The 18921-nt window shown below is 62.9% G+C and carries 21 protein-coding genes; 14 read left to right on the top strand and 7 right to left on the bottom strand.

The features are described from left to right. Nucleotides 1-92: 92 nt before the first annotated feature. Nucleotides 93-491, bottom strand: coding sequence for a TM2 domain-containing protein (locus WMW70_RS16940; RefSeq protein ID WP_341438633.1), 399 nt, complete (start codon nucleotides 489-491; stop codon nucleotides 93-95). Between the two features lie 157 nt (nucleotides 492-648). On the opposite strand from WMW70_RS16940, the gene WMW70_RS16935 reads away from it, so the two are divergent. Both WMW70_RS16935 and WMW70_RS16930 read left to right on the top strand, forming a co-directional pair. Then, the gene (locus WMW70_RS16935) at nucleotides 649-1860 is read left to right on the top strand and encodes a putative DNA modification/repair radical SAM protein (RefSeq protein WP_341438632.1); all 1212 of its coding nucleotides are present in this window, start codon (nucleotides 649-651) and stop codon (nucleotides 1858-1860) included. Then, nucleotides 1860-2738 carry a TIGR03915 family putative DNA repair protein gene (locus WMW70_RS16930; RefSeq protein ID WP_341438631.1) on the top strand — a complete coding sequence of 293 codons (879 nt, stop codon included), beginning with the start codon at nucleotides 1860-1862 and terminating at the stop codon, nucleotides 2736-2738. The genes WMW70_RS16935 and WMW70_RS16930 overlap by 1 nt, the downstream gene beginning before the upstream one ends. Here WMW70_RS16930 and WMW70_RS16925 read toward each other — a convergent pair. Next, nucleotides 2704-3849 carry a PilT/PilU family type 4a pilus ATPase gene (locus WMW70_RS16925; protein ID WP_341438630.1) on the bottom strand — a complete coding sequence of 382 codons (1146 nt, stop codon included), beginning with the start codon at nucleotides 3847-3849 and terminating at the stop codon, nucleotides 2704-2706. The genes WMW70_RS16930 and WMW70_RS16925 overlap by 35 nt on opposite strands. 106 nt (nucleotides 3850-3955) lie before the next feature. Next, nucleotides 3956-4990 carry a type IV pilus twitching motility protein PilT gene (locus tag WMW70_RS16920; protein ID WP_341438629.1) on the bottom strand — a complete coding sequence of 345 codons (1035 nt, stop codon included), beginning with the start codon at nucleotides 4988-4990 and terminating at the stop codon, nucleotides 3956-3958. 54 nt (nucleotides 4991-5044) lie between these two features. Between WMW70_RS16920 and WMW70_RS16915 the strand changes: the two genes are divergently transcribed. From WMW70_RS16915 to WMW70_RS16860, 12 genes are all read left to right on the top strand, one after another. Next, complete coding sequence (locus WMW70_RS16915; protein WP_341438628.1) at nucleotides 5045-5731, top strand: YggS family pyridoxal phosphate-dependent enzyme; 687 nt, start codon at nucleotides 5045-5047, stop codon at nucleotides 5729-5731. Between the two features lie 35 nt (nucleotides 5732-5766). Then, nucleotides 5767-6600 carry a pyrroline-5-carboxylate reductase gene (proC, locus tag WMW70_RS16910; RefSeq protein ID WP_341438627.1) on the top strand — a complete coding sequence of 278 codons (834 nt, stop codon included), beginning with the start codon at nucleotides 5767-5769 and terminating at the stop codon, nucleotides 6598-6600. A gap of 9 nt (nucleotides 6601-6609) precedes the next feature. Then, nucleotides 6610-7200, top strand: a complete 591-nt coding sequence (locus tag WMW70_RS16905; protein ID WP_341438626.1) for a YggT family protein — start codon at nucleotides 6610-6612, stop codon at nucleotides 7198-7200. After that, nucleotides 7200-7496, top strand: a complete 297-nt coding sequence (locus WMW70_RS16900; RefSeq protein ID WP_341438625.1) for a DUF167 family protein — start codon at nucleotides 7200-7202, stop codon at nucleotides 7494-7496. Before WMW70_RS16905 ends, WMW70_RS16900 begins: the two co-directional genes overlap by 1 nt. Nucleotides 7497-7717: 221 nt before the next feature. After that, the gene (locus WMW70_RS16895) at nucleotides 7718-9700 is read left to right on the top strand and encodes a dynamin-like GTPase family protein (protein WP_341438801.1); all 1983 of its coding nucleotides are present in this window, start codon (nucleotides 7718-7720) and stop codon (nucleotides 9698-9700) included. Nucleotides 9701-9804: 104 nt separating this feature from the next. Further along, nucleotides 9805-10944, top strand: a complete 1140-nt coding sequence (metX, locus tag WMW70_RS16890) for a homoserine O-succinyltransferase MetX (RefSeq protein ID WP_341438624.1) — start codon at nucleotides 9805-9807, stop codon at nucleotides 10942-10944. Nucleotides 10945-10946: 2 nt separating this feature from the next. Further along, complete coding sequence (gene metW, locus WMW70_RS16885) at nucleotides 10947-11567, top strand: methionine biosynthesis protein MetW (protein WP_341438622.1); 621 nt, start codon at nucleotides 10947-10949, stop codon at nucleotides 11565-11567. Nucleotides 11568-11608: 41 nt separating this feature from the next. Then, complete coding sequence (locus WMW70_RS16880; protein WP_341438621.1) at nucleotides 11609-12034, top strand: DUF4426 domain-containing protein; 426 nt, start codon at nucleotides 11609-11611, stop codon at nucleotides 12032-12034. Continuing rightward, nucleotides 12031-12627: an RdgB/HAM1 family non-canonical purine NTP pyrophosphatase gene (rdgB, locus tag WMW70_RS16875; RefSeq protein ID WP_341438620.1), complete on the top strand. Its 597-nt coding sequence runs from the start codon at nucleotides 12031-12033 to the stop codon at nucleotides 12625-12627. The genes WMW70_RS16880 and rdgB overlap by 4 nt, the downstream gene beginning before the upstream one ends. Continuing rightward, nucleotides 12624-13784, top strand: coding sequence for a radical SAM family heme chaperone HemW (gene hemW, locus WMW70_RS16870; protein WP_341438619.1), 1161 nt, complete (start codon nucleotides 12624-12626; stop codon nucleotides 13782-13784). Before rdgB ends, hemW begins: the two co-directional genes overlap by 4 nt. 32 nt (nucleotides 13785-13816) lie before the next feature. After that, the gene (locus WMW70_RS16865) at nucleotides 13817-14140 is read left to right on the top strand and encodes a DUF3392 domain-containing protein (protein ID WP_341438618.1); all 324 of its coding nucleotides are present in this window, start codon (nucleotides 13817-13819) and stop codon (nucleotides 14138-14140) included. Between the two features lie 372 nt (nucleotides 14141-14512). After that, a complete protein-coding gene (locus WMW70_RS16860) occupies nucleotides 14513-15181 on the top strand; it encodes a hypothetical protein (RefSeq protein WP_341438617.1) in 669 nt (222 codons plus the stop codon). Between the two features lie 241 nt (nucleotides 15182-15422). Here WMW70_RS16860 and WMW70_RS16855 read toward each other — a convergent pair whose 3' ends face one another. From WMW70_RS16855 to thiS, 4 genes are all read right to left on the bottom strand, one after another. After that, the gene (locus WMW70_RS16855; RefSeq protein ID WP_341438616.1) at nucleotides 15423-16751 is read right to left on the bottom strand and encodes a DUF1329 domain-containing protein; all 1329 of its coding nucleotides are present in this window, start codon (nucleotides 16749-16751) and stop codon (nucleotides 15423-15425) included. A gap of 178 nt (nucleotides 16752-16929) precedes the next feature. Beyond that, complete coding sequence (trmB, locus tag WMW70_RS16850; RefSeq protein ID WP_341438615.1) at nucleotides 16930-17649, bottom strand: tRNA (guanosine(46)-N7)-methyltransferase TrmB; 720 nt, start codon at nucleotides 17647-17649, stop codon at nucleotides 16930-16932. A 20-nt stretch (nucleotides 17650-17669) separates the two neighbouring features. Further along, nucleotides 17670-18464: a thiazole synthase gene (locus tag WMW70_RS16845; RefSeq protein ID WP_305589071.1), complete on the bottom strand. Its 795-nt coding sequence runs from the start codon at nucleotides 18462-18464 to the stop codon at nucleotides 17670-17672. 195 nt (nucleotides 18465-18659) lie between these two features. Beyond that, nucleotides 18660-18860 carry a sulfur carrier protein ThiS gene (gene thiS, locus WMW70_RS16840; protein WP_275960366.1) on the bottom strand — a complete coding sequence of 67 codons (201 nt, stop codon included), beginning with the start codon at nucleotides 18858-18860 and terminating at the stop codon, nucleotides 18660-18662. Nucleotides 18861-18921 lie beyond the last annotated feature (61 nt).

Here is an 18921-nt window from a genome sequence, read left to right as displayed (position 1 = left end):
TGCGCGTCGGCCCTGCGTCGTTAAAAACAGGTTCTAGGATCAGCCAGAAACCAAAAAGCCCGCAATTAAGCGGGCTTTTTCGTGCCTGAGATTCAGGCGCGTTCAGCGTTCTTGATCGATACCTGAGAGTTCAGCGTCCAGAAGTCATACAGCACGCCGAGCAGGAACAGGCCGCCGGTAAACAGGTAGAGGATTCCGGTGATCCACTTGCCCTGGTACATGCGGTGTACACCGAAAATGCCGAGGAAGGTCAGCAGAATCCAGGCCACGTTGTAGTCGGTGTCGCCCGCGGTAAAACGCAGGTCGGCCTCGCGATCCATCGCCGGAATCAGGAACAGGTCGACGATCCAGCCGATAAACAGCAGACCGAAGGTGAAGAACCAGATAGTCCCGGTCACCGGCTTGCCGTAATAGAAACGGTGCGCACCGAGAAAGCCAAAAATCCACAGCAGATAGCCGATAAGTTTGCTGTGCGTGTCCTGTCGCTGCATGTGCGTGCCTCCTGATGGCCTGAATTGCATCTGACGCCACACTCTACGCAAGGTTCGCCGCCCAGGGAAATCCGCAGCGCGACCCGCCATATCAGCGCTTGATGCCTGCAGGCGATTGCTAAATACTGTATGCATAGCCAGTTAAGCAGGCGACACCATGCAACTGATCGAAAAACTCACCGTACTCGCCGACGCCGCCAAGTACGACGCCTCCTGCGCCAGCAGCGGCGCGCCAAACCGCAGCTCCAAGGGTAAGAGCGGAATAGGTTCGACCAACGGCATGGGCATTTGCCACAGCTTTACCCCCGATGGACGCTGCGTGGCGCTGCTGAAAATTCTGCTGACCAACTTCTGCCTGTATGACTGCCAGTACTGCGTCAACCGCCGCTCCAGCGACGTGCCGCGCGCGCGCTTTACCCCGGAAGAAGTGGTGACCCTGACCCTCGACTTCTACAAGCGCAACTGCATCAGCGGGCTGTTCCTCAGCTCCGGAATCATCCGCTCGGCCGACTACACCATGGAGCAGCTGATCCGCGTGGCCAAGCTGCTGCGCGAAGAGCACGAGTTTCGCGGCTATATCCACCTCAAGACCATACCCGACGCCGACCCGCTGCTGATTGCCGAAGCCGGGCGCTATGCCGATCGTCTTAGCGTGAATATCGAACTGCCCACCGAGAGCAGCCTGATCCGCCTGGCCCCGGAAAAAAAGGTGCTCACCATCAAGCAGGCCATGCACTCGATCCATCAGGGCGAGAGCGAAGCCCGCGCGGAAGTACGTGCGCCACGCTTTGCCCCGGCGGGCCAGAGCACGCAGATGATCATCGGTGCCGACGCCACCGATGACAGCACCATCCTGCACACCGCCGCCTCGCTCTATGGCGACTACCGCCTGCGCCGGGTGTATTACTCAGCCTTTAGTCCGATCCCGCAAAGCCCGAATACCGTGCCCTTCGAAGCGCCGCCCCTGCTACGCGAGCACCGCCTGTATCAGGCTGATTTCCTGATGCGCGGCTACGGTTTCGAGGTGGGCGAACTGCTTAGCGGCCCCGGCAACCTGGCGTTGGATATCGACCCGAAACTGGCCTGGGCACTGAACAACCGCGAGCACTTCCCGGTCGACCTCAACCGCGCCGAACCGGCGATGATCGCCCGCGTGCCCGGCATCGGCATGCTCAGCGCCAAGCGCCTGGTGGCCCTGCGCCGACAGAAACGCATCCGCTTCGACGACCTCACGCGCCTGCGCTGCGCCCTGGAAAAAGCCAAGCCCTTTATCATCACCCAGGATTATCGGCCCTTGCAGGCCAGCCGCGAATCCCTGTTGCTGCGCCAGCAGCTCAGTGAAACGCCCGCTCAGATGGTGCTGTGGTGATGCACAACGCGCACTTCGATGGCAGCTTTGCTGGCTGGCGCGAGGTCGCCAGGGCGTTATTGCAGCAAGGCGTGCCGCCGCACCAGGTCAACTGGCTGGGCGATGGAGATCAAGGCGGCCTGTTCGACCGCGCGCCTGACGCCATCAACACCCAGGCCCTGACACCCGCACCGCGCATCCCCAAACAGCTGCTTGAACTGCTGCAGAGCGCGGCGCGTTTTCGCGTCGAAGATCGCTGGAGCCTGCTCTATCGGATTCTCTGGCGGGTTGCCCGGGGTGATCGCGCCGCCATGCTGCCGGGAGATATTGACGGCAGCCAGCTGCATAAACGGCTCAAGACGGTGCGACGCGAGGCTCATCATCTGCATGCCTTTCTACGCTTTCATCCGCGCCCGGAAAACGCTCAAGGGCCACAACTGGTGGCCTGGCATGAGCCCGCCCACGACATTCTGCCCAGTGCCAGCGAGCACTTTGCCGAGCGCCTGGGACGCAGTACCTGGCTGATCGCCACACCGGATGACGGCGTCTATTGGGATGGCCAACGCCTGCACTACCAACGACCCTGCCCGAACGCGTGGCAACGCCTGGCGCAAACACCAGAGGATGAGGGTGAAGCGCTATGGCTGGCCTATTACGGCAGCACCTTCAACCCGGCGCGGCTCAACCGCAGCGTACTGGAGATCAACCTGCCGGTGCGCTTCTGGAAAAACCTGCCGGAAGGGCCGCTGATTCCACAGCTGATGAGCCAGGCCCGCGCCGGCGCGCAGCGCGACGGCCAGGCCGAGGCCGTGGCGCGCCAGGGCGGCAAACGCATTCGTTCCAGCAGCGCGCAGGCGCTGCCTGTCAACGAAAACGCTTGCCGGGATCCTCTTCGCTGATTTCCAGCGACAGACCCTGGGACATGCTGCTCAGGTGATCGCCGTCGGCTTCCGAACCGAGCTTGATCATCAGGCGCAGGTCGTTGGCCGAGTCGGCATACAGCAGGGCATCTTCGTAGGTGATCTCGCCCTGGCTGTAGAGGTTGTACAAGGCCTGATCGAAGGTCTGCATACCCATTTCGGTGGAGCGTTTCATCAACGCCTTGAGTTCGTGCACCTCGCCCTTGCGGATCAGGTCGGCGGCCAGCGGGGTGTTGATCAGCACCTCGATCACCGCCCGGCGGCCCTTGCCATCCGGAGTCGGAATCAGCTGCTGGGCGACGATGGCCTTGAGGTTGAGCGACAGATCCATCCACACCTGGTTCTGCCGGTCGGCCGGGAAGAAGTTGATGATGCGGTCCAGCGCCTGGTTGGCGTTGTTGGCGTGCAAGGTGGCCAGGCACAGGTGCCCGGTTTCGGCGAAGGCCACGGCGTGGTCCATGGTTTCGCGGGTGCGCACCTCGCCAATCAGGATCACGTCCGGGGCCTGACGCAGGGTGTTCTTCAGCGCCACCTCGAAGGACTCGGTGTCGATGCCCACTTCGCGCTGGGTAACGATGCAGCTCTGGTGCTGGTGGATATATTCGATCGGGTCTTCGATGGAGATGATGTGGCCGCTGCTGTTCTTGTTGCGGTAGCCGATCATCGCCGCCAGGGAGGTAGACTTACCGGTACCGGTGGCACCGACAAACAGCACCAGGCCGCGCTTGGTCAGGGCCAGCTTCTTCAGCACTTCCGGCAGTTTGAGCTCGTCCAGGGTCGGGATATTGGTTTCGATGCGCCGCAGCACCATGCCGGCCAGGTTGCGCTGGTAGAAGGCGCTGACGCGGAAACGACCGATGCCACGGGCGCTGATGGCGAAGTTGCACTCGTGATTCTCGGCAAAGTCGCGGCGCTGTGCCTCGTTCATCACCGAGTGCACGGTCTCGCGAGTCTGCTCCGGTGACATGGGCGTTTTGGTAATCGGCATGATCTTGCCGTTGACCTTCATCGACGGCGGCACGCCGGCGGTGATAAACAGGTCAGAGCCGCCCTTTTCCACCATCAGGCGCAGCAGTTTTTCGAATTCCATCGTTGTTCGCCCATGTGCATCACGCGGTTATGCAAGGCCAGCGGCAGGCGCGTGTATTGCCGCTGGGCTGAACCCGACAGGCAATTGCCCGCCGGATACTGTCGATTTAGAAATTCTCTGGCGTTTTGGCTTTCTCACGAGCCGCTTCGCGGCTGACGACGCCCTTGGCCACCAGCCCCTTGAGGCAGGAGTCGAGAGTCTGCATGCCCAGCGAACCGCCAGTCTGGATCGCCGAATACATCTGCGCCACCTTGTCCTCGCGGATCAGGTTACGGATCGCCGGGGTGCCGATCATGATTTCGTGGGCCGCCACCCGACCGCCGCCGATCTTCTTCAGCAGGGTCTGGGAGATAACCGATTGCAGGGATTCGGAGAGCATGGAACGGACCATGGATTTCTCTTCGGCGGGGAACACGTCGACCACCCGGTCGATGGTCTTGGCCGCCGAGGTGGTGTGCAGGGTGCCGAATACCAGGTGGCCGGTTTCCGCGGCGGTCAGGGCCAGGCGGATGGTTTCCAGGTCACGCATCTCGCCCACCAGGATGATGTCCGGGTCTTCCCGCAGCGCCGAACGCAGGGCCTCGGAGAAGCCCAGGGTATCGCGGTGCACTTCGCGCTGGTTGATCAGGCACTTCTTCGATTCGTGGACGAATTCGATCGGGTCTTCCACGGTAAGAATGTGGTGGTACTTGTTGCTGTTGATGTAGTCGAGCATCGCCGCCAGGGTGGTCGATTTGCCCGAACCGGTTGGCCCGGTGACCAGCACCAGACCACGGGGCACATCGGAAATCTTGCGGAAGATCTCGCCCATGCCGAGGTCTTCCATGCTCAGCACTTTCGACGGAATGGTCCGGAACACCGCGCCGGAACCACGGTTCTGGTTGAAGGCGTTGACCCGGAAACGCGCGACGCCCGGCACCTCGAAGGAGAAGTCGGTCTCGAGAAACTCCTCGAAATCCTTGCGCTGCTTGTCGTTCATGATGTCGTAGATCAGCGCATGCACCTGTTTATGGTCCAGGGCGGGCAAATTGATCCGACGCACATCGCCGTCGACCCGAATCATCGGCGGCAGACCAGCGGAGAGATGCAGGTCCGATGCACCTTGCTTGGCGCTGAAGGCAAGCAACTCAGTGATATCCATGGGACTCCCTAATGGCGGTAGAATGCCGCGAAACCCAGGCGGCGGGCGCAAGTAATGTCCACGATAGCAGAGAATATTGCAAAGGTCGGAGTACGTATCCGTGAGGCGGCGCAAGCCTCACAGCGAGATTGTGCGACTGTCGGCCTGCTCGCAGTGAGTAAAACCAAACCCGCGGCGGCGATTCGCCAGGCGTTTGCCGCCGGCGTGCGGGATTTCGGCGAGAACTACCTGCAGGAGGCCCTGGAAAAACAGCTCGAACTCGGCGATCTGCCCTTGATCTGGCACTTTATCGGCCCCATTCAATCGAACAAGACCAAGGCCATTGCCGAGCACTTCGCCTGGGTGCATTCGGTGGATCGCCTGAAGATCGCCCAGCGCCTGTCCGATCAGCGCCCGGCGCACCTTCCGGCGCTGAATATCTGCCTGCAGGTGAATGTCAGCGGCGAGTCCAGCAAGTCCGGCTGCAACCCGGATGAACTGCCGGCCCTGGCACAGGCGGTTACACAACTGCCCAACCTGCGCCTGCGTGGATTGATGACAATCCCCGAGCCGACCGACGACGTGGCCCGCCAGCATGCCGCCTTCGCCCGCCTGCGCGAGCTGCAGGACGGCCTGGGGCTGGACCTCGACACCCTGTCCATGGGCATGAGCCATGACCTGGAGGCGGCCATCGCCGAAGGCGCGACCTGGGTGCGTATCGGCACAGCCCTGTTCGGGGCCCGCGACTACGGCCACAACTGATCGAATTTGCCAGCAGACTTATTAAGGAAGCCCCTATGACCACTCCCCGCATTGCCTTTATCGGTGCCGGCAATATGGCCGCCAGCCTGATCGGCGGCCTACGCGCCCAGGGCATTGACGCCAGCGCCATCAAGGCCAGCGACCGCGGAGCCGAACAGCGCGCGAAGATCGCCGCCGAGCACGGCATCGAACTGTTTGCCGACAACGCCCAGGCTGCGGCCGGGGCCGATATCATCGTGCTGGCGGTCAAACCCCAGGTGATGAAAGCGGTGTGCCAGGACCTGGCCCCCCACCTGAGCGAAGGCCAGCTGCTGGTATCGATTGCCGCCGGCATCAGCTGCGCCAGCCTGGAAAGCTGGCTCAGCTCACGGCCGCAGGCGACCCCAGCCATCGTGCGTTGCATGCCCAACACCCCGGCGCTGCTGCGCCAGGGCGTTAGCGGCCTGTACGCCAACGGCCATGTCTCCGCCACCCAGCGCCAGCAGGCCGAGCAACTGCTCAGCGCCGTCGGCCTGGTCCTGTGGCTGGACAAGGAAGAACTGATCGACGCCGTCACCGCGGTGTCCGGCAGCGGCCCGGCCTATTTCTTCCTGCTGATGGAAGCCATGACCGCTGCCGGGGAGAAGCTCGGCCTGCCCCGCGACACCGCCGCCCAGCTCACCCTGCACACCGCCCTTGGGGCAGCGCGCATGGCAGTGGCCAGCGATGTCGATGCCAGCGAGCTGCGTCGCCGCGTAACCTCTCCCGCCGGCACCACCGAAGCGGCAATCAACACCTTCCAGGCCGGCGGTTTCGAAGCCCTGGTCGAGAAAGCCCTCAACGCCGCCGCCAGCCGCTCCGCGGAACTGGCCGAACAACTGGGTCAATAAGGAACCAACATGATCGGACTCAACACCGCCGCGGTTTATATCCTGCAAACCATCGGCAGCCTCTACCTGCTGGTGGTGCTGCTGCGCTTTATCCTGCAACTGGTAGGGGCCAACTTCTACAACCCCGTGTGCCAGTTTATCGTGCGCGCCACCCAACCCCTGCTGCGCCCCCTGCGCCGGGTGATTCCCAGCCTGGCGGGCCTCGACCTGGCCTCTCTGGTGCTGGCGATCCTGGTGCAGCTGGTGCTGATGGCGCTGACCCTGTTGCTGCTCGGCTATGAGCTGAACAACCCGCTGCAGCTACTGGTGTGGTCGATCATTGGCGTGACCGCCCTGTTCCTCAAGGTGTTCTTCTTCGCCCTGATCATCAGCGTGATTCTCTCCTGGGTCGCCCCCGGCACCCACAACCCGGCGGCCGAGCTGATCAACCAGATCTGCGAACCGCTGCTCGCGCCGATCCGCCGTATCCTGCCGAGCATGGGCGGGCTCGACCTGTCGCCGATCGTGGCCTTCCTGCTGCTCAACCTGATCGACATGCTGGTGATCCGCAACCTGGCGATCATGACCGGCATGTACAAGGGCCTCAGCCTGGCGATCTGATGAGTTATTACCGATGGGATGGCGAGGACCTGATTCTCGACTGCCACCTGCAGCCCAAAGCGAGCAAGGATGAGTTCGCCGGGCTGCACGGCGAGCGGATCAAGATCCGCCTAACCGCGCCACCGGTGGACGGTAAGGCCAACGCCCAGCTACTGGCTTTCCTGGCGGCCGCCTTTGCCGTCGGCAAGAGCCAGGTCAGCCTGGAAAGCGGTCAGCAGAGCCGCCAGAAGCGCGTGCGGATCAAACAGCCGCGGCATTTTCCGGCCGCGCTCGGGGTGGCCGTCGAGACACCCTGACCGACCCTAAGTCTGGTGCTGTGTGACGGGTGATTGACGCCATTCATATGAATAGCATAATGCCAGCAGCCCAGCTCGCTGAAATCGCCCCTTCGCCGAGCGGCAGCGGCAGCGGCAGCGGCAGCGGCAGCGGCAGCGGCATTGTTGCAGCAGATGCTCCGGCCCCAGCGGACTTTCGTCGGGCCACCCCTTGTGGACGGATCAAGCAGAGGAAAGCCCGGATGAACATGGAGCGTCTCACTCAGCAAGTCGATGCCTACGTCGCCTGGAAGCGCGAGCTGATGCGCGAGATCACCCGCTACCGCAGCTGGCTGGTGACCAACCGGCTCAACTCCGAAACCGTGGAAGCCCAGCTCGAACGCGCCCTCAAACTGCTGCGCACCGACCACATCACCCTGGCCTTCGTCGGCGAGTTTTCCCGCGGCAAGACCGAGCTGATCAACAGCCTGTTCTTCTCCCAGTACGGCCAGCGCATGCTGCCGTCCCAGGCCGGGCGCACCACCATGTGCCCCACCGAGCTGTTCTTCGACCCGCGCTCGGAGCGTTCCTATATCCGCCTGCTGCCGATCGAGACCCGCCTTGCCGAGGCCAGCATCGCCCAGTTCAAGCGTATCCCGCGGCACTGGGTAAATATCCCCCTGGACCTCAGCGACCCGGACAATATGGTCCAGGCCTTTGCCCAGGTGGCCAAGACCAAACCCATGCCGGTCGAACAGGCCATCGCCCTGGGCTTCCACCCGGATATGCTGGAAAGCACCAATAAACCGGGCGAGGTGCTGGTACCGGCCTGGCGCCATGCCCTGGTCAACCTCGACCACCCGCTGCTGCGCCAAGGCCTGCGTATCCTTGACACCCCCGGACTGAACGCACTGGGCAGCGAGCCGGAACTGACCCTGTCGATGCTGCCCAGCGCCCAGGCGATCATCTTTTTGCTGTCCGCCGACACCGGCGTCACCGCCAGTGACATGGCCGTGTGGCAGCAACATATCCGCCAGCTCGACGACGACACCCAGACCTGCCTGTTCGCCGTCCTGAACAAGATCGACGTGCTCTGGGACGACCTGGCCGGCGAGGCTTTCGTGCAAAGCGCGATCCGCCAGATCCAGACCAGCACGGCCCGGCAACTGGACATCAAGGTCGACGAGGTGCTGCCGCTGTCGGCCAAGCAGGCGATGCTCGCCAAGGTGCGCAAGGACCCCGAGCTGCTGGCCCGCAGCCAGATGGCCAACCTGGAGAAGCTGCTCTGCGAGCGCATCATCGCGCAGAAGGAACGCCTGCTGGAGGGCCGCGTGGTCAACCAAGTGCTGGCCATGCTGCAGAACAGCGAGCATGTGCTCAAGCTGCGTCTGGACAAGGTCAACGAACAACAGGCCCTGCTCGACAATCACCAGCAGGATAACGGCCAGCTGTTGTTCGAGCTGACCGCCAAGACCAAGCAAGAGCACAGCCTGCACCACCGCCGCCTGCTTGGCCTGAAAACCAACCAGCGCCTGCTCAAGCGCCAGGGCGACCTGCTGCGCAGCGCCGTCCGCAGCGAGCGCCTGGACGAACACCTGAACAAGGTGCGCCGCAACCTTACTGGCAGCTGGACCACCCTAGGTATCAACCAGGCCATCCTGCACTTCTTCCGCAGCGTGAAGCTGGATCTGCACAACCTGGCCCAGGAAGCCGAGATGGCCAACAAGATGGTTGCGGCCATCTACCGCCGGCACAACGAAGAGAACCCACTGCACGGGGTCGACGCCCCGCAGTTCAATATCGGCCGCTACCAGCGCGAGCTCGCCCAGCAAAAAGCCAAGGCAGATCAGTTCCGCCTGCAGCTGAAAACCCTGTTTACCGAGCAACGCAGCCTGAGCAAACGCTTCTTCGCCACCCTGGTGCAGGAAGTGATCGGCTTGCACCAGCGCGTGCGCCGGGAAGCCGAGCAATGGGCCAACGATGCCCTGATGCCGCTGCTGCAGCACAGCCTGGAACACAAGCAACAGCTGGAAACCCATATGCTGCGGCTCAAGGCCCTGGCCCAGCAAACCCAGCAGGCGCGCCAGCGCGGCCAGCAACTGGGGCGCTACGCCACCGAGCTTGAGCAGCAGCTGGCCCAGGCCAACGACATGCTGCGCATCCTGCGCCGCCCGGCCCCGATACAGCGCCAGGGCAAGGTGGTTACCCTGCCGGGAGCCGCGCGCCCGCACAGTGTCGGCGAATAGCCCGACAGCCCGGCGCAACACCATCCACCTCGCCGCCCCGTGCGCTTGCCGCCTGCGGCGGCGCTCTTTAGACTGCGGCTCTTCTTTGATTACGAGCAGGGTCGATGTCAACTGCCTTCCCCCAAGACTCTGTTGGCCTGGTGACGCCCCAGTTGGCGCATTTCGCCGAACCCCTGGCGCTGGCCTGCGGGCGCAGCCTGGCCGACTACCAACTGATCTATGAAACCTATGGCCAACTGAACGCCACGGCGAGCAATGCCGTGCTGATCTGCCACGCCCTTTCCGGCCACCATCATGCCGCCGGCTACCATCGCGCAGATGATCGCAAGCCCGGTTGGTGGGACAGCTGCATCGGCCCCGGCAAGCCGATCGACACCAACAAGTTCTTTGTCGTCAGCCTGAACAACCTCGGCGGCTGCAACGGCTCCACCGGACCCAGCAGCCTCAACCCCGCCACCGGCAAGCCCTTTGGCGCGGACTTCCCGGTGATGACCGTGGAAGACTGGGTGCACAGCCAGGCGCGCCTGGCCGACGCCCTGGGTATCGCGCAATGGGCCGCGGTAATCGGCGGCAGCCTGGGCGGCATGCAAGCCATGCAGTGGGCGATCAGCTACCCCGAGCGCATCCGCCACTGCCTGGCCATCGCCTCGGCACCCAAGCTGTCGGCACAGAACATCGCCTTTAATGAGGTGGCGCGCCAGGCCATCCTCACTGATCCGGACTTCCATGGCGGACACTTTCAGGAACAGGGGGTGATCCCCAAGCGCGGCCTGATGCTGGCGCGCATGGTCGGCCATATTACCTACCTGTCCGACGACGCCATGGGCGAGAAATTCGGCCGCGGACTGAAAAGCGAAAAGCTCAACTACGACTTCCACAGCGTCGAGTTCCAGGTGGAAAGCTACCTGCGTTACCAGGGGGAGGAGTTCTCCACCCGCTTCGATGCCAACACCTACCTGCTGATGACCAAGGCGCTGGATTACTTCGACCCGGCGGCCAGCCATGACGGCGACCTGGCCAAGACCCTGGCCCATGTCAGCGCCGACTTCTGCGTGATGTCCTTCACCACCGACTGGCGCTTCTCGCCGGCGCGCTCGCGGGAAATCGTCGATGCCCTGACCGCCGCGCGGAAGAACGTCTGCTACCTGGAAATCGACGCGCCCCAGGGCCACGACGCCTTCCTGATTCCCATCCCGCGCTATCTGCAGGCCTTCGACAGCTATATGAAACGGATCAAGGTGTAGCCATGCGAGCGGATCTAGACATCATTCAGGAGTGGATTCCCGCCGGCAGCCGGGTTCTCGACCTGGGTTGCGGCAATGGTGAACTGCTGGCCTGGCTGACCGAGCACAAGCGGGTTTCCGGCTACGGCCTGGAAATCGATGCGGAGAATATCGCCCAGTGCGTGAGCAAGGGCGTCAACGTGATCGAGCAGAACCTCGACAAGGGTCTGGGCAACTTCGCCAGCAACAGCTTCGACGTGGTGGTCATGACCCAGTCGCTGCAGGCCCTGCATTACCCGGACAAGGTGCTGGCGGAGATGCTGCGCATCGGCAAGACCTGCATCATCACCTTCCCCAACTTCGCCCACTGGCGCTGCCGCTGGTACCTGGCGAGCAAGGGCCGCATGCCGGTCTCGGATTTCCTGCCCTACACCTGGTACAACACACCGAATATCCACTTCTGCACCTTCGAGGATTTCGAAAACCTCTGCCATGACCAGGGGGCCAGCGTGATGGACCGCCTGGCGGTCGACCGCGACCATCGGCACGGCTGGGCCAGTCGGATCTGGCCTAATCTATTAGGTGAGATCGGTATCTACCGGATCAGCGGCCCCGACGCTCAGGTTGCGCCGCTCGCCCAGTAAACAGGTCGTCGCTAGCGCGTCACTTATTCAGGAGTACCCTTATGAACACGAACCGCCTCGCCCTCTTCCTTATCGCCCTCTGCCTGAGCCTGCCGGCCCTGGCCGAACGCAAGCAGAGTTACGGCGACCTGGACATACACTACATCGCCTTCAACTCGGGCTTTCTGCAACCGGAGATCGCCGCCGCCGCGGGCCTGGTGCGTAGCAAGACCCAGGGCGTGGTGAACATCTCCGTGCTCAAGGCCGGTACCGCCAGCAGCGCCAGCGTCAGCGGCGAGGTCAAGGACCTGGTCGGGCGCAGCCACCCGCTTAACTTCAAGCAGGTCACCGAGGGCGAAGCCATCTATTACCTGGCCCAGTTCCCCTTCAGCCAGCGCGAAATGCTGCGCTTTACCATCAATGTCACCGCCGCCGACGGCGTGGCGCACAGCTTCGACTTCAACCAGGAATTCTTCCCAGACGAATGATCCACTTCAACGAGCTTGTACTCGCCAGCCATAACGCCGGCAAACTCAAGGAGCTCCAGGCCATGCTCGGCAGCAGCGTACGCGTGCGCTCGGTCGGCGAGTTCTCCAGGGTTGAGCCGGAAGAAACGGGCCTGTCCTTTGTCGAGAACGCCATCCTCAAGGCCCGCAACGCCGCGCGGATGTCAGGCCTGCCGGCGCTGGCCGACGACTCCGGCCTGGCGGTGGACTTTCTCGGCGGCGCGCCGGGCATCTACTCGGCGCGCTACGCAGACGGCCAGGGCGATGCGGCCAACAACGCCAAGCTGCTCGAGGTGCTCAAGGATGTGCCCGATGCCGAGCGCGGCGCGCAGTTCGTCTGCTGCCTGGCCCTGGTGCGGCATGCCGACGACCCACTACCGATCATCTGCGAGGGCCTCTGGCATGGGCGCATCCTGCATGCCGCCCAAGGCGTGGGAGGCTTCGGCTATGATCCGCTGTTCTGGGTGCCCGAACGCGATTGCTCGAGCGCTGAACTGCCGTCTGCCGAGAAAAACCAGATCAGCCACCGCGCCCGCGCCATGGCGCTGCTGAAACAGCGGCTGGGTCTGGCATGACCACGGCGTCCGGCGGCGGCTTCGAACTGCCGCCACTTGCACTCTATGTGCACATCCCCTGGTGCGTGAAGAAGTGCCCGTATTGCGACTTCAACTCCCACGCCGCCGGGCCAACGCTGCCGGAAGAAGACTACGTCGACGCCCTGCTGGCGGATCTGGATGCCGATCTGGCGCAGGTGCATGACCGTCCGCTGAGTTCGATCTTCTTTGGTGGCGGCACCCCCAGCCTGTTTTCGGCCAGGGCCCTGGGCCGTCTGCTTGAAGGCGTGGAGCGGCGCGTGCCGTTTGCTGCCGATATCGAGATCACCCTGGAAGCCAACCCCGGCACCTTCGAGCAGGCCAAGTTCAAGGACTATCGCCGCCTGGGCATCAACCGCCTGTCGATTGGCGTGCAGAGCTTCCAGCCGCCCAAGCTGATCGCCCTGGGGCGCATCCACGATGGCGATGAGGCCGTGCGCGCGGCGGACATGGCCCGCGCCGCCGGCTTCGACAACTTCAACCTGGACCTGATGCATGGTCTCCCCGAGCAGTCCATCGAGGATGCCCTGAGCGACCTGCGCACCGCCATCGCCCAAGGGCCGACGCACCTGTCCTGGTACCAGCTGACGGTAGAGCCCAACACGGTGTTCTGGAACCAGCCGCCGGTGATGCCGGAGGACGATATCCTCTGGGATATCCAGGAAGCCGGCCAGGCCCTGCTGGCCGCCGAAGGCTACGCGCAGTACGAAGTCTCCGCTTACGCCCAGGAGGGCCGTGCGGCGCGGCACAACCTCAACTATTGGACCTTTGGCGACTTTCTCGGCATCGGAGCCGGTGCCCACGCCAAGCTGAGCCGTCCGGACGGCAGTATCAGCCGCAGCTGGAAGACCCGCCTGCCCAAGGACTATCTGGACCGCAGCAAACGCTTTAGCGCCGGCGAGCGGCCCTTGGGCGCGGACGAACTGCCCTTCGAATTTCTGATGAATGTGCTGCGTCTCACCGACGGCGTCGCCAGCGAACTGTTTACTCAGCGCACCGGCCTACCCCTTGCCCAGCTCGCCGCCGCACGGCGCGAGGCCGAGCAACGTGGCCTGTTGCACGCCGACCCGGCACGCCTGAGCGCCACCCGCGAAGGCCAGCTGTTTCTCAACGACCTGCTGCAACACTTTCTACCCTGAAAGGCTTTCTGCCCCACGACTAAGGAAACCGGATGGACCTGCTACTCGACCTGATCGTCACCCTCTCGCGCTGGAGCCGCAGCCACCTCTACGATATTTCCCTGGCGATCATGGCCACCCTACTGGTGCTGTTCGGCCCCGGTATCAACGCCTGGGTGCAGCGTTCCACCGCCAGCATGAACTTTATCCTGCGCACCCTGATCTTCGTCCTGCTCTGCGCCGTGGGCTACGGCCTGCTGATCGTCTTCGCCACGCCGTACCTGGCCAAGGGCCTGGGCTTCTTCAACAACTTCACCCTGGCCCCGGTGCTGATTCTGGTGTTCTTCGTTATCGGCATTCTGGCCGATCGCAACTAGCGGTCCGGGTGGCGAGTTCAACGAGTCATCTTCACTGCCAGAGGCCCGACACCGCATGACGGCCCCGGGGTCATAACAGAGGACCCGGTGCCAGCATCGCCTCGGCCGAGACGACTGGCCAGCAGCTAGCACGCCCCGCTAGACGCCTGAATCCGCCTCCATCGGTGCCACTTGGCAAATGGCCATCATTCGGTTAGCGTGCCGCTACTGCAAGGGACTACCCCAGCAGGCATGGAGGCCGCCCCGCACGATAAGACATCGCCGGCACTCGCCTACCTGTTCGCACCAGCGCCACCCAACTGCAACTGCCACGGCAGCCCACGCAGATGCCGTGCGCCTTCCACCCATACAAGATCGGGACGATTGCCCACAATGACAAAGCCTTACTTCTACCTGCTTGGCTTACTGCTACTCAGCAGCCTTACCACCGGCTGCGTGTCCTCCATGCCCTTCCAGGAACAGCTGCCACAAGCCAGCTACGAAGCCGAAGAAAAGATCTTGATCACCGTGATCGACCAGCGCCACCGGGTAGAAAAAGGCAAACCCAGGGACTTTATCGGTGTCGCCCACGGCTCCTTCGGTATTCCCTTCGACTGGAGCGTCAAGCAGGTGCTGAACGTTGCCGAGGGTGACAAGGAGCGCGATCTTGCCGCATTTCTCCAGCACCGCCTAAGCAGCGGCCTGCAACAGCAAGGCTGGAAGGTTCAGGACGTGCAGCTGACACAGCTCCCCAGCGAGCAGGAAGCCCTCGCCCTGCTGCAAAATCAGGGTGCCGATACCCTGCTGGCGGTAGAACTCAAGGAGTGGTACTTCAGCATCAACCTCAACTGGGTCTCCGCCTTCAATTTCGACACCGACACCAACGTACATGTCTTCAAAAAGGCCGAGGGCAAGATACTCAAGAAGAACATCGCCGAACGCGATGTGATCGAGGAGCGCTCCGACCAGTCGCCGCAGAACAATATCCTCGGTGCCTACCGCGAGCAGTTGCGCCAGATCATCAACGATCCGGAAGTGCGCAATACCCTGGCCCGCCAGTGAGCCACGGGCACCAGCACGGTTGCAGATTGTTGGTGCGCACGGCGCACCCTACGGGGTGATGCAGACACCGTAGGAACGGGATACCCCGCCGCGCTTACAGCGCTGCTCTTTACAGCCTGATTGCCACAGCAAAAAGCCCGATCTTGATCACTCAAGGTCGGGCTTTTTCTGGGCTACAGACTCGCTAACGGGTAGGGTGCGCCGCGCGCACCAGCGTTAACTGCAGGCCCTAAGGGCGAACTCAGTTGCCTTCGCGGCGCAGGGCCTGCGCGGTGAAGTCGCGCGGGCTGAGCTTGGCCTTGAAGTTGTACATGGGCTCGTTGTTGTCCAGGCCGTCGACGAAGTAGCGCTTGCTCTTGAAGTCGTAGATGGTTTCCAGGGTGCTACCGAACATAGGCACGTCGTAATAGCTGATCGGGTGACTTTCCTGCACCCCGATCAACTCGCCAGCCTTGTCGTACAGATCGACCGCCAGCACCTGCCAGCTGTCCTCATCGATGTAGAAACGACGCTTGGCGTAAGGGTGACTGAAGCCCTTGCGCAGATCGGCCTCCACCACCCACACGCGGTGCAGTTCATAGCGCAGCAGCTGCGGGTTGACGGTATCGCGCTGCAGAATGCTGTCGTAGGGGATGCCCTGCTGATGCACCGCATAGCTGTTGTAGGGCACCAGCATTTCCTGCTTGCCGAGCAGCTGCCACTCGTAACGGTCCGGCGCACCGTTGTAGACATCCACCTGGTCGGCGGTGGCCAGGCCATTGGTATCGGGCTGCAGGGTGTCGTAGGCCAGCATCGGCAGACGCCGCACGCGCCGCTCGCCGCGGCTGAAGCGCCAGGCCTTGCGGATCGCCAGCACCTGGTCGAGGGTTTCCTGCACCACCAGTGCCGAGCCCGAGAGCTTGGAGGGAGCGACCACCTTGTACTTGTAATAGAACAGGGTGTTGTCCAGGTCCTGCGGGGTAACACCCTCGCGGCCGTAGAGGAAGTAGATGTCGCGTTCCAGCTTGAGCAGGTTGTAGGAGCCGTTGGCCAGCACCGCGGCCTGGTTGGTGACGAAGCTGATCTGCTCGCCACGGTAACGCATGATGTGGTTCCAGATGGCTTCCTGGCCGGTTTTCGGCAGTGGGAAGGGGATACCGGCCGCCACGCCAGCGACGCCATTGCCGCCGGAAATCAGCTCGGCGCTCTGCGCATTGAAGCGGGTGGCGTCATAGATGCGCTGCGGGGCAGCCGCGCTACGACGAGTGGGGAAAACCCGCAGGAAGTAATCCGGGTTCTTTTCCAGCAACACTTTCAACCCCGCCGGCAGCTGGGCCTGATGCTGCGCCAGGTTCTGGCTGTTGACCTGGTACAGCACGGCGTCCTGGGCATAGGGGTCAGGATGGTGCATGCCCGCCCGGTAGTTGGCCGGTGGTTGCGCCAGGCCGCCCTCCCAGCTGGGGATGGTGCCAGCGGCATTGCCCGCGCGCTCGCCCCCCAGGGGGGTCAGATCCTGCCCGAGACGGGCAGACTGGGCCTGCACCTGCAGGGCAAAGGCAGTCAGCAGTAGACATGAAAACACTTTCAACACAGCGATCTCCTCGCAACCTGGCCGAAGCAGGGCTGCTGTTTTTATGACCCGGCCGTTAGCGGGCGGGTTGATAGGCCGTCTTGGTGAGGAGCCATCCTGGCAGCAGGCGGCTGAGCCGCTCTTGTGCAGTCATCCCTGTATTTGTTCGGCGCGCCAGCCATGCGCTGGCGCTACAGGATCAGGCGTTACGCTGGAATTTCAGGTCCCAGACGCCGTGGCCGAGACGCTCGCCGCGGCGCTCGAACTTGGTGGTCGGGCGCTCAGCCGGGCGCGGCACATACTGGCCGTCTGCTGCTAGGTTCTGGTAGCCGGGTGCCACATTCATCACTTCCAGCATGTACTCGGCGTAGGGCTGCCAGTCGGTGGCCATATGCAGCACGCCGCCGACCTTGAGCTTCTGCCGCACCAGTTCGGCGAAGGACGCCTGGACGATGCGGCGCTTGTGATGGCGGGATTTGTGCCAGGGGTCGGGGAAGAATAGCAGCACCCGGTCCAGGCTGGCGTCGGCCACACAGTTGCGCAGCACTTCCAGCGCATCGCAGCTGTAGACGCGCATATTGCTGAGATTCTGGGTCATCAGACCGTTAAGCAGCGCGCCGACACCCGGACGGTGTACCTCGACGCCGATAAAGTCCTGCTCGGGGCAGGCGGCGGCCATTTCCAGGGTGGAATGGCCCATGCCGAAACCGATTTCGAAGGTCCGCGGCGCGCTGCGGCCGAACACCTGATCGAAATCGCGCAGACCATCCTCCAGTTGCAGGCCGAACTTCGGCCAGCCCTGATCGAGGCCACGTTGCTGGCCTTCGGTCATGCGCCCTGCGCGCATCACGAAACTCTTGATCGCGCGGTGCTTGGAGGTGTCTTCAGCCGGCTCGGGCTGTTGTGGCAAATCAGTCATGCTGTGCTCTTAGAGTGCTTTTACTTGATCAGGCCATCCAGCGGCGAAGAAGCGCTGGCATAGAGTTTTTTCGGCATACGCCCGGCCAGGTATGCCATGCGCCCAGCGATGATCGCGTGCTTCATCGCCTCGCCCATCAGAATCGGGTTCTGCGCATGGGCAATCGCGCTGTTCATCAGCACCGCCTCGCAACCCAGCTCCATGGCGATGGTGGCATCGGATGCGGTGCCGACACCGGCATCGACCAGCACAGGAACAGTCGCTTCCTCGAGGATGATGCGCAGGTTGTAGGGATTGCAGATACCCAGCCCGGTGCCAATCAAACCGGCTAGCGGCATCACCGCGATACAGCCCATGGCCGCCAGCTCGCGGGCGATGATCGGGTCATCGCTGGTGTAGACCATCACGTCGAAGCCGTCCTTGACCAGTACTTCGGCGGCCTTGAGGGTTTCGATCACATTGGGGAACAGGGTCTTCTGGTCGGCCAGCACTTCCAGCTTGACCAGCTTGTGGCCGTCGAGCAGCTCGCGGGCCAGACGGCAGGTACGCACGGCCTCAACAGCGTCGTAGCAACCGGCGGTGTTGGGCAGGATGGTGTACTTGTCCGGTGAGATCACATCCAGCAGGTTCGGCTCGCCCGGATTCTGCCCGATATTGGTCCGACGCACCGCCACGGTAACGATCTCGGCACCCGAGGCCTCGATGGCCAGGCGGGTTTCCTCAAGATCCTTGTACTTGCCGGTACCGACCAGCAGACGCGACTGATAGGTACGGCCGGCCAGGGTAAAGGGCTTGTCGCTGGGAACGTGGCTCATGGGTAATCCTCGTAAAGTGGGCGGAGAATCAGGCAAGCGGTTAGTCGTTGAGCAACCTTGCCGAGGCCGCCGAGACAAGGCGCTACGTTAGTAACAGCCTGCGGTTGGTCAAAACAGACGCAAAAGCGGGGTTTACTGGTGTAAATGAGCATTTTGAGCCTGTTTTTAACGCAGTATCGGCAACGCAGGTAGTTCTCAACCACCGCCAATGGCGTGGACTACTTCAACCTGGTCACCTTCGCGCAAAGCGGTGGTGGCGTGCTGGCTGCGCGGCACTATGTCCAGATTGAGCTCAACCGCCACGCGGCGTCCGGCCAGATCCAGACGGTCGATCAGCCCGGCGACGGTGGCCCCGTCGGGCAATTCGAATGCTTCACCGTTTAACTGAATATGCATGACGGTAGGGTCACAACTGGAGAAAGGGCCGGCATTCTAGCCTGATCGCAGGGCGTGGACC

The sequence above is a fragment of the Pseudomonas sp. XK-1 genome, assembly GCF_038069885.1.
Taxonomy (GTDB): Bacteria; Pseudomonadota; Gammaproteobacteria; order Pseudomonadales; family Pseudomonadaceae; genus Aquipseudomonas.
This window is presented reverse-complemented; position numbering and strand designations above follow the sequence as displayed.